A 9,047-nucleotide genomic window follows, 5' to 3' on the forward strand; every position below is an offset into this window, starting at 1 on the left:
CCCCCCCCCCCCCCCCCCCCCCCCCCCGTGGGGCATTTTTTGGGGCTTGAGCGGCTGACTGCTCAAGCCCCAAATCAGTGCCATTACTGCCCCCCCCCAACACCACCCCACCCCAAAGGTCAATACATTGAACTTGGTGATTCATTGAACTGACCACTATTCTTGGCTGCCATGAGTATTAGCGTCCAGAACTTGAGCGTGAGCTACGGCGCGAACACCGCGATTCGGAACATCAGCTTCACCCTCGACTCCCCCGGCATGCACGGCATCATCGGCCCCAACGGCTCAGGCAAATCCACCCTCATGAAGGCGATGCTCCAGATCCTGGACAAACACAACGTCCACGGCACAGGCCCCACCGGCGCCCCTGCCGGCTACCCCGTCACCCTCGACGGCAAGGCCCCCGCCGAGCAGCGCCGCGCAATCGCTTATATCGAGCAGCGCTCTGACCTCGACCGCAACTTCCCCACCAGCGTCTTCGACACCGTCCTGATGGGCACTTACCCGCGCCTGGGTCTTTTCCACCGCCCCGGCAAGGCCGAACGCGAAGCAGCCACCCAGGCTCTCAAGGACGTCGACATGTGGGACTTTCGCCACCGCCACATCAGCGAACTCTCGGGCGGACAGTTCCAGCGCGTCCTCTTTGCCCGCGCCATCGTCCAGGACGCGGAGTACATCTTCCTGGACGAGCCCTTCGTCGGCATCGACGTCCCCAGCGAGAAGACGATCGTGACCCTGCTGCGGCAGATGGCGGACGCGGGCAAGCACGTCGTCGTCGTGCACCACGACATGAACACGGTGCGCGGCTACTACAACGACCTCATCGTCCTCAACGGCGAGCTCGTCGCGGCGGGTCCCACCGAGGAGGTCTTCGTCCCCGACGTGCTGCAGAAGGCCTTCGGCGCGCTCGTCATCCGCGAGCCGTCAGCACCAGCCCACCCCACGCCACGGCAGGCAGCCCTCCAGGAGGAGACAGCATGATCGCGGAGTTCCTCGACTCACTACTCAGCCACGGCTACCTGCAAAAAGCGCTGATCACCTCGGTGATCGTGGGCGTGGCCTGCGGCATCGTCGGCAGCTTCATCGTGCTGCGCGGCATGGCCCTGATTGGCGACGCCATCTCGCACGCCGTACTACCGGGGGTCGCGGCCTCCTACCTGCTCGGCACGAACCTCTTCCTCGGGGCGGTGGTCGCGGGTCTACTCGCCACACTGGCGATCGGGCTGATCAGCGAACGCTCCACTGTGAAGAACGATTCGGCGATCGGCATCGTCTTTTCCACCTTCTTCGCGATCGGCGTGCTGCTCATGGCGAAAGCGCAGACGGCGACGGATCTGACGGAGATCCTCTTCGGCAACGTCCTGACCGTTCAGGACGCCGACCGCAACCTCTCGATCGGTATTGCCGCTGCCGTGCTGATTCTCACGCTGGTCTTTTACAAGGAGCTCAAGCTCAGCACCTTCGACCCCGTCATGGCGCAGTCGGCTGGCGTGCCCGTGCGGGCAATCCACTACGGGCTGATGGTGGTGCTCACGCTGGTGACGGTCATTTCCCTGCAGACGGTGGGCGTGATCCTGGTGGTCTCCCTGCTGATCACTCCGGCGTCGGCGGCGTACCTGCTGACGAACCGGCTGGGAGTGATGATCGGGCTTTCAGTGGCGATCTCGGCGCTCAGCTCCGTAGTGGGGCTGTTCCTGAGCTATAGCTACAACGTGTCCTCCGGCGTGACGATCGTGCTGACCGCCAGCGCGCTGTTCCTGCTGGCTTTCCTCTTCGCGCCAGGCAAGGGACTGATTGCTCGCTCGCTGGGCAATAAGCCACTGGCCGCGCTGTTGGCCCTCCTGGTGGGCGGTGCCCTCGTGTTCGGGGCCGTGACCTTCTCGACGGAGGAGAAGGCAGACGGTGAGCAGCTGAACGTCGTCACCACCTTCACGCTGCTGGCGGACCTGGTGGAGGAGATCGGCGGCGAGGCGGTGGACGTCCATAACCTCGTGCCGACCGGCACGGACCCGCACGACTACGACCCCCTGCCCGCGGACCTGGATGCGACGAGCGACGCCGACCTGCTGTTCTACAACGGGCTGAACCTCGAGGGCGGTGAGCACGGCTGGCTCGCGAAACTGAAAAACACCGCGGGCCTGGACGATTCCCAGATGGTCGAGGCCACCAAGGGCGTGGAACCGAAGTACCTCAAGGACGAAAAGGGCAATCAGGAGATCAACCCGCACGCCTTCCTGGACCCGACCGTCGGCATCGCGATGGCCGAGAACGTGACCGCGGCGCTGGCCGAGGCCCTGCCCGAGCGTGCCGAGCACATCGAGGAGAAGGGGGCGGAGTACAAGGCCATGCTGGAGAGCATCGACGCCGACTACCGCGAGCAGATCGGTGCGCTGCCGAAGGAGGATCGTGTGCTCGTGGCCAGTGAACATGCCTTCCAATACATGGTCGACACCTACGGCATGGAGCAGCTGTATATCTGGCAGATCGACACGGATGAAAACGGCTCCCCCGCGCAGATCGGACACCTCGTGCGCCAGCTGAAGGACAAGCGCCCGAAGCACCTGTTCGTGGAGTCGAACGTGGATACGCGCCCCATGAAGACCGTCTCGAAGGAGGCCGGGATTCCGATCTTCGACGAGCCACTGCACTCCGATGAGCTCGGCAAGCCGGGCACGGTCGCGGGAACCTACGAGGATTTCCTGCGCAGCAACTTGAAGACCATGATCGCGGGGCTGAAGCGCTAAAACGCGAATGCTCGAGGCCCACATGCGTTGGGCTTCCCCGGTCGCATTCCCCCCCCCCGTTTACTAAACGAGCAGCATCCGCGTCCTACCCATGCAGGCGGTTAGCAGCGCAGACCAAAGCGGAGAGCACGGAAGCCTCCGGAGTCTGGCCGAAGCCCATGGTCCACACATGGTCATTGTTGTGACCTGCATAGACAAAGGTAGCGGTAGCTTCGAAGATTTCGAACTGGTGGAATTCCACGATTTCCACGCGGTAACCTGCATCAGCCAGCAGATTAGTGCAAGCCGACACCGGCCCCATAGCGGTGATTTCCTGGGTGAAAGTGCGAGTGTGGCCGTCCTTGTCGGTCAGCGACAAATCAGCGTTGAAGTTCCAGCGGCCCAGGGTGCCACGGGTTGCCTCGAAATTCTTGATTTGGACTGGGCCGTTAGTGGGGGAGTAAGTGTCCTTGAACTTCTGCCAGTTCATGCCACGGGCTTCCTGCCTCAAGCCACGAGGCAGGCGATGTCCGAAGCGAGCCCTAAACGGATCGTCGGAATAAGTTCGCACATTGCCATTGTCCTGGTGCTCCAACGAAGGGCGCTTGCCCGTGAAGGTCGTCGAGGTGGACATGTTCTTCTGGGTGCGAGTGGAAAACATTCTTTTCTGGTCCTTTGCTTAATTGCTTTGCTGTGAGTGGCGGACCAACCAAGTGCTTCGATAAGTTGCGGCCAGAGACCCCGCGTGGAGGGGTCAGTCCTGTCGGCCTCCACCGGGGTTCGTAGCCTTCGCTACTCGAATAAGAATGTTCTGCTGCATGGGTCGAACCTTACTACAGAAAAAAGATGTGACACAAGTCATTCAGCCAATATTTTTGGCTTTGACTTAAATTCCGTTGACGGAAGCCAAGAAAACTGCCTCGCCAATAGCGATGTCGCGAATCTCGTTCGGGTCCACCGACTCGTCGGCCGAGTGAATGCGGGCCTGTGGCTCTTCCACGCCGTAGAGCGCGATGTCAGCACCTGGTACGGCCTCCAGCAAAGTGGCGCACAGAGGGATCGAGGCGCCCTCGCCCATGCTTGCGGTTTCCTTGCCGTAGGCGGCCGACAGGCTGTCGGCAACCAGTTGCACAACCTTGCCCTCAACATTGGCCCGGAATGGGTTTGCCAACTCGTCGCGCTCAACCGTCACCTTCACGCCCCACGGAGCATGTGCGCGCAGGTGATTTTCCAGTGCGTCCTGTGCTTCGGCCGGGTCGACGCCGCCTGGGATGCGGAAGTTGATGTGCGCCATAGCGGTCGATGAGATTGCATTGACAGCATTGGTCGCTGGTGGACAATCGATTCCGGTCACAATCACAGACGGACGAGCCCAGGTCAGGTCGGAGACGGAAGTGTCCTCGTTGCTAATCAGGTCTACGCCGTCAAGCACACCCGCATCGGCGCGGAAAGTTTCTGGCGCGTAGTCCAGGCCCTCCCAGCGTTGCGAGCAGTCCAGGCCATCAATAGAGGTAAAGCCATTTTCATCGCGCAGGCTGTCGAGCATACGAATCAGCGCCGCGAGTGCATCCGGAGCCGCGCCGCCGAACATGCCCGAGTGAACAGGCTGTTCCAGCGCATTGACGCGAACTTCCACATCGGCGGTGCCGCGCAGAGTGGTTACGAGTGTCGGTTGGCCAACCTCGGCATTGCCGACATCCGCAATGAGGATAACGTCGGCGTCGAAAAGCTCCGGCTGCGTGGCGATGAGGTTGTTCAGGCCCGCCGATCCGCGCTCCTCGGAACCTTCCACGATGAGCTTGATGTTTGGCATATCGACGCGGCCTGCAAGCGCGTCGTCACGCAGCGCGCGCAGCGCAGCTAGGTGCATGACCACGTTGCCCTTGCAGTCGGCAGTACCGCGGCCGTACCAGCGACCGTCGCGCTCGTCGAGCGTCCATGGATCTGCGGTCCAAGCGGATTCGTCGCCCGCCGGCTGGACGTCGTAATGGGAGTAGAGCAGTACGGTCTTCGCGCTTTCCGACGACCCGGGGACGAAACCCGACAGAGCAATCGAGCCGTCGACGGTGTGGTGCGCCTTCAGTTCGATGTCCAGCTCTGCGTACATCTCGGTAACCGCCTGAGCTGCGTCAATGCAAGCCTGTTTGGTTTCTTCGGTGCCGTGTACGGAGGGGAAAGCCACCAGCTCGGTCAGCTGGGTGCGGATGGTCTCGCGTTGGCTGGAGATGTGGTCTCGCAGGGCGTCCGTGAGTTCCTTATTAATAATGCTCATGTGCGACAGTGTAGGCGCACAACCACGATGGCGTTGGGAGTGACGTCGGGAGTGGTATTGGCGTTGGGAGTTGCGGCGCTTAACCTTGCACTCGATGGGGTTGAGTGCTAAAAAAGTGAATTAGCACTTGCTCGAATTGAGTGCTAATAAAAACAACTTCACACCTTGTGTATGTGTGCGTTGTATGCGAGTTGCAGCAAACTGCAGCACATACTGCAGCGCAGGCTGAAACAAGTGTTGCAAAGTCGTTAAAAAGTACAGTGTTGACTCCGGTGATGGAGAGGGCGGCGCTTCCCTCGAATCACATGCCGTCGCGGGCGCCTGGGTCAACTTCCAATGTAAGTGCCACATAAATAGACGGAGGATTCTTCAAACCTCATGGCTAAGATGATTGCATTTGACGAGGAGGCCCGCCGCGGTCTCGAAACGGGTCTGAACACCCTGGCAGACGCTGTCAAGGTTACGCTGGGCCCGAAGGGTCGCAACGTAGTCCTCGAGCGCAAGTGGGGCGCACCGCTGATCACCAACGACGGTGTCTCCATTGCACGTGAAATCGAACTTGAGGATCCTTACGAGAAGATCGGCGCTGAGCTGGTCAAGGAAGTTGCCAAGAAGACCGACGATGTCGCTGGTGACGGTACTACTACCGCTACCGTTCTGGCTCAGGCTCTGGTTTCCGAGGGTCTGCGCAACGTTGCTGCTGGCTCCAACCCGATGGGCATCAAGCGCGGCATCGAGAAGGCTGTCACGGCTGTTACCGAGAAGCTCCTGGAGTCCGCTAAGGACATTGAGACCAAGGAGCAGATTGCTGCTACCGCTGGTATCTCCGCTGCTGACCCGGCTATCGGTGAGCTGATTGCCACCGCTATGGACAAGGTCGGCAAGGAAGGCGTCATTACCGTGGAAGAGGCCAACACCTTTGGTCTCGACCTGGAGCTGACCGAGGGTATGCGCTTCGACAAGGGCTACATCTCCGGTTACTTCGCCACTGACATGGAGCGCCAGGAGGCCGTTCTGGAGGATCCGTACATCCTCCTGGTTTCCGGCAAGATCTCCAACATCAAGGACCTGCTGCCGCTGCTGGAGAAGGTCATGCAGTCCGGCAAGCCGCTGCTGATCATTGCTGAGGACGTCGAGGGCGAGGCTTTGTCCACCCTGGTCGTCAACAAGATTCGCGGTACCTTCAAGTCTGTCGCTGTCAAGGCTCCGGGCTTCGGTGACCGTCGTAAGGCAATGCTGCAGGACATGGCTATCCTGACTGATGGCCAGGTCATCTCCGAGGAGGTCGGCCTGTCGCTCGAGACCGCTGACCTGCCGCTGCTGGGTCGCGCTCGCAAGGTTGTCGTCACCAAGGACGAGACCACCATCGTCGAGGGCGCTGGTGAGCAGTCCGCTATCGAGGGCCGCGTCAACCAGATCCGCGCTGAGATCGAGAACTCTGACTCCGACTACGACAAGGAGAAGCTGCAGGAGCGCCTGGCTAAGCTCGCCGGCGGTGTTGCAGTTATCAAGGCTGGCGCCGCAACTGAGGTCGAGCTCAAGGAGCGCAAGCACCGCATTGAGGATGCCGTCCGTAACGCAAAGGCTGCTGTGGAAGAGGGCATCGTCGCAGGTGGCGGTTCCGCACTGCTGCAGGTCTCGCACGTGCTTGACGACGAGCTGGGTCTCGCCGGCGACGAGGCAACCGGTGTCCGCATCGTGCGTGCGGCTCTCGCAGCTCCGCTGCGCCAGATTGCTCTGAACGCTGGTTTCGAGGCCGGCGTCGTTACCGAGAAGGTTGCTTCCCTGCCGCAGGGTGAAGGCCTGAACGCTGCTACCGGCGAGTACATCGACCTGATGGAAGCTGGCATCAACGACCCGGTGAAGGTTACCCGCTCCGCACTGCAGAATGCCGCTTCCATTGCGGCTCTGTTCCTGACCACCGAGGCTGTTGTCGCTGACAAGCCGGAACCGGCTATGCCGGCAATGCCGGGTGGCGACGAGATGGGCGGCATGGGCTTCTAAAAGAGGTCCCAACTGCTTGAGTTAGCCTTAAAAGTCGCCGCTGAGGGGTGTCCCTCAGCGGCGATTTTGCTCTGTAACTTGAGAAAGTTTAAGTCCCCGAACCCACCCTCGTCGCATCAGATGCCTCAGCGCTTGGTAGTGAAAAATAACCGATGATCTGTACCCATGTACGCAATGCCGAGGACTGTCTGTTATTAATCCTGCTGCCTCAGTACAGGTGAGATCTTTAGGTGTCCCTTTAAGGCCAGAGACAGGCCGTCGCGCTCGCCGACAATCTGGATGCAACTACCGACTTATCAAAGTGTGAAATTCTTCTGGTCTCGCTACCGAACCCTGCTTGCTATTCGGCCGGCTTATCCGCGGCCTCGATAAGCTCGGTTGACCAGTTCGCCTGCTGAATACGGGTATCCAAGTCCCGGTATTCCTTCGCCGCCTTGTCGGCTTTCTGGCGCAGCGACCGGATATCCACAGTGGCGACATAGCGAATCTCCGAAGCTGAGTATCGATCCCGCCGACCCGAGCCCTGATCGGCTGCGGAGGTGTAGAACCGCCGCCGTGTTAGCAGGTGGTCGCGCTTCGCAAGTGCGTCGCTAAGCGTTCCGTCCTCGAAGGCAGTAGCGGAATTCGTTGCGTTAATCGAGCGCACCAGCCATTCGAAGCGCGCCATCAGACGCTCGGCTTCGGCAATAAGCGCTTGCGGATCTTCATCAGGCGTATCGCCTTCCTGCACCTGCGCTACTAGTGAAAGACGGCGATTAATCTCAGCCAGCCGGTCGGAAACTTCGGATCGTGCGGCAAGAGCTTCGGATAACAACATGGCATTTATTGTACGCGCAGTGCTCATCGACGGTCGCTGCGTGCATCCCACCCCTCAATTTCGGTAAGACGGAACGTTAACTGCTGGGAAATTGCAGGTAAGGGCACCCGCATGGGGGACGCGTGGCAGAGAAATTCAGTAGGATAAGGGGTATGGCTGACAAGAATGAAGAGGAATTCCACATCGTCGATTTGGCGAAGACCGAAGGTTACGTCGTCGATGATTCTGATGAGGACGATCCGGTACTGGTCACTCCAGACGGTGAGCGGGTTGATACCTGGCGCGATGGCTACCCGTACGAGGAGCGCATGACTCGTAAGGAATATGAGTCTATTAAGAGGAAGCTGCAGATTGAGCTTCTGAAGTGGCAGAACTGGACCAAGGAAACTGGTCAGAAGCACATCATCCTCTTCGAAGGCCGTGACGCCGCTGGTAAGGGCGGTACCATTAAGCGCTTTAACGAGCACCTGAATCCGCGTGGTGCTCGAACTGTGGCTCTGGAAAAGCCGTCGCCGCGTGAGTCCACCTCGTGGTACTTCCAGCGCTATATTGAGCATTTTCCGTGCGCTGGCGAAATCGTCTTCTTCGACCGTTCTTGGTACAACCGTTCGGGCGTTGAGCGCGTGATGGGTTTCTGTACTGAGTCTCAGCATGCAGAGTTCCTGCGTGAGGTTCCGATGCTGGAGAACATGATTCTGGGCTCCGGTATTTCGCTGACCAAGCTGTGGTTCTCGGTGACCCAGAAGGAGCAGCGCACTCGCTTCGCTATTCGCCAGGTCGACCCGGTACGTCAGTGGAAGCTCTCTCCGATGGACCTCGCATCGCTGGACCGTTGGGGTGACTACACCCGCGCGAAGGAAGAGCAGTTCCGTTACACGGATACCGATGAGTCCCCGTGGATTACCATTAAGTCCAACGACAAGAAGCGTGCCCGCATCAACGCGATGCGTTATGTGCTGAGCAAGTTTGAGTACACGGAGAAGGACCACGAGCTGGTCGGTACTCCGGATCCGAAGATTGTTAAGCGTGGCCGTGACCAGATTGGTGACTAATTCGGTGGCTCGTAACTGACAAAATTCTTGTCTAGAGGTAACGCCCGCATGAGTGCTCAGGCACTCGGCGGGCGTTTTCTTATGGCGGGCGGCGGCGGGGCGATGCCCTTACGGCTGACGACGGCGGGCCAGTGCAAGTTAGTGACTGAGTTTATGTCAAAAACGGCCAGAAAATTGGC

7 protein-coding genes are annotated in these 9,047 nt (G+C 59.8%); 4 read left to right on the plus strand and 3 right to left on the minus strand.

Annotated elements, in window-relative coordinates:
* Positions 1-171 precede the first annotated feature (171 nt).
* On the plus strand, positions 172-981 hold the full coding sequence (locus CHU70_RS02900) for a metal ABC transporter ATP-binding protein (protein WP_035006260.1): 810 nt from the start codon (positions 172-174) through the stop codon (positions 979-981).
* The gene (locus CHU70_RS02905; protein ID WP_222865187.1) at positions 978-2,744 is read left to right on the plus strand and encodes a metal ABC transporter solute-binding protein, Zn/Mn family; all 1,767 of its coding nucleotides are present in this window, start codon (positions 978-980) and stop codon (positions 2,742-2,744) included. Before CHU70_RS02900 ends, CHU70_RS02905 begins: the two co-directional genes overlap by 4 nt.
* Before the next feature lie 85 nt (positions 2,745-2,829).
* Here CHU70_RS02905 and CHU70_RS02910 read toward each other — a convergent pair whose 3' ends face one another.
* A complete protein-coding gene (locus CHU70_RS02910; protein WP_038626681.1) occupies positions 2,830-3,384 on the minus strand; it encodes a hypothetical protein in 555 nt (184 codons plus the stop codon).
* A 225-nt stretch (positions 3,385-3,609) separates the two neighbouring features.
* On the minus strand, positions 3,610-4,995 hold the full coding sequence (locus CHU70_RS02915) for a dipeptidase (RefSeq protein WP_070605355.1): 1,386 nt from the start codon (positions 4,993-4,995) through the stop codon (positions 3,610-3,612).
* A gap of 378 nt (positions 4,996-5,373) precedes the next feature.
* Here CHU70_RS02915 and groL point away from each other — a divergent pair, with 378 nt between their 5' ends.
* Complete coding sequence (groL, locus tag CHU70_RS02920; protein ID WP_147719461.1) at positions 5,374-6,999, plus strand: chaperonin GroEL; 1,626 nt, start codon at positions 5,374-5,376, stop codon at positions 6,997-6,999.
* 340 nt (positions 7,000-7,339) lie between these two features.
* Here the strand turns inward: groL and CHU70_RS02925 are convergent, their stop codons facing one another.
* Positions 7,340-7,816, minus strand: a complete 477-nt coding sequence (locus CHU70_RS02925) for a DIP1984 family protein (protein WP_070437789.1) — start codon at positions 7,814-7,816, stop codon at positions 7,340-7,342.
* Between the two features lie 152 nt (positions 7,817-7,968).
* Here CHU70_RS02925 and ppk2 point away from each other — a divergent pair, with 152 nt between their 5' ends.
* Positions 7,969-8,868 carry a polyphosphate kinase 2 gene (ppk2, locus tag CHU70_RS02930; protein WP_005510168.1) on the plus strand — a complete coding sequence of 300 codons (900 nt, stop codon included), beginning with the start codon at positions 7,969-7,971 and terminating at the stop codon, positions 8,866-8,868.
* Positions 8,869-9,047: the final 179 nt, after the last annotated feature.

This window comes from Corynebacterium sp. LK10 (genome assembly GCF_008042455.1).
Lineage (GTDB): Bacteria > Actinomycetota > Actinomycetes > Mycobacteriales > Mycobacteriaceae > Corynebacterium > Corynebacterium jeikeium_D.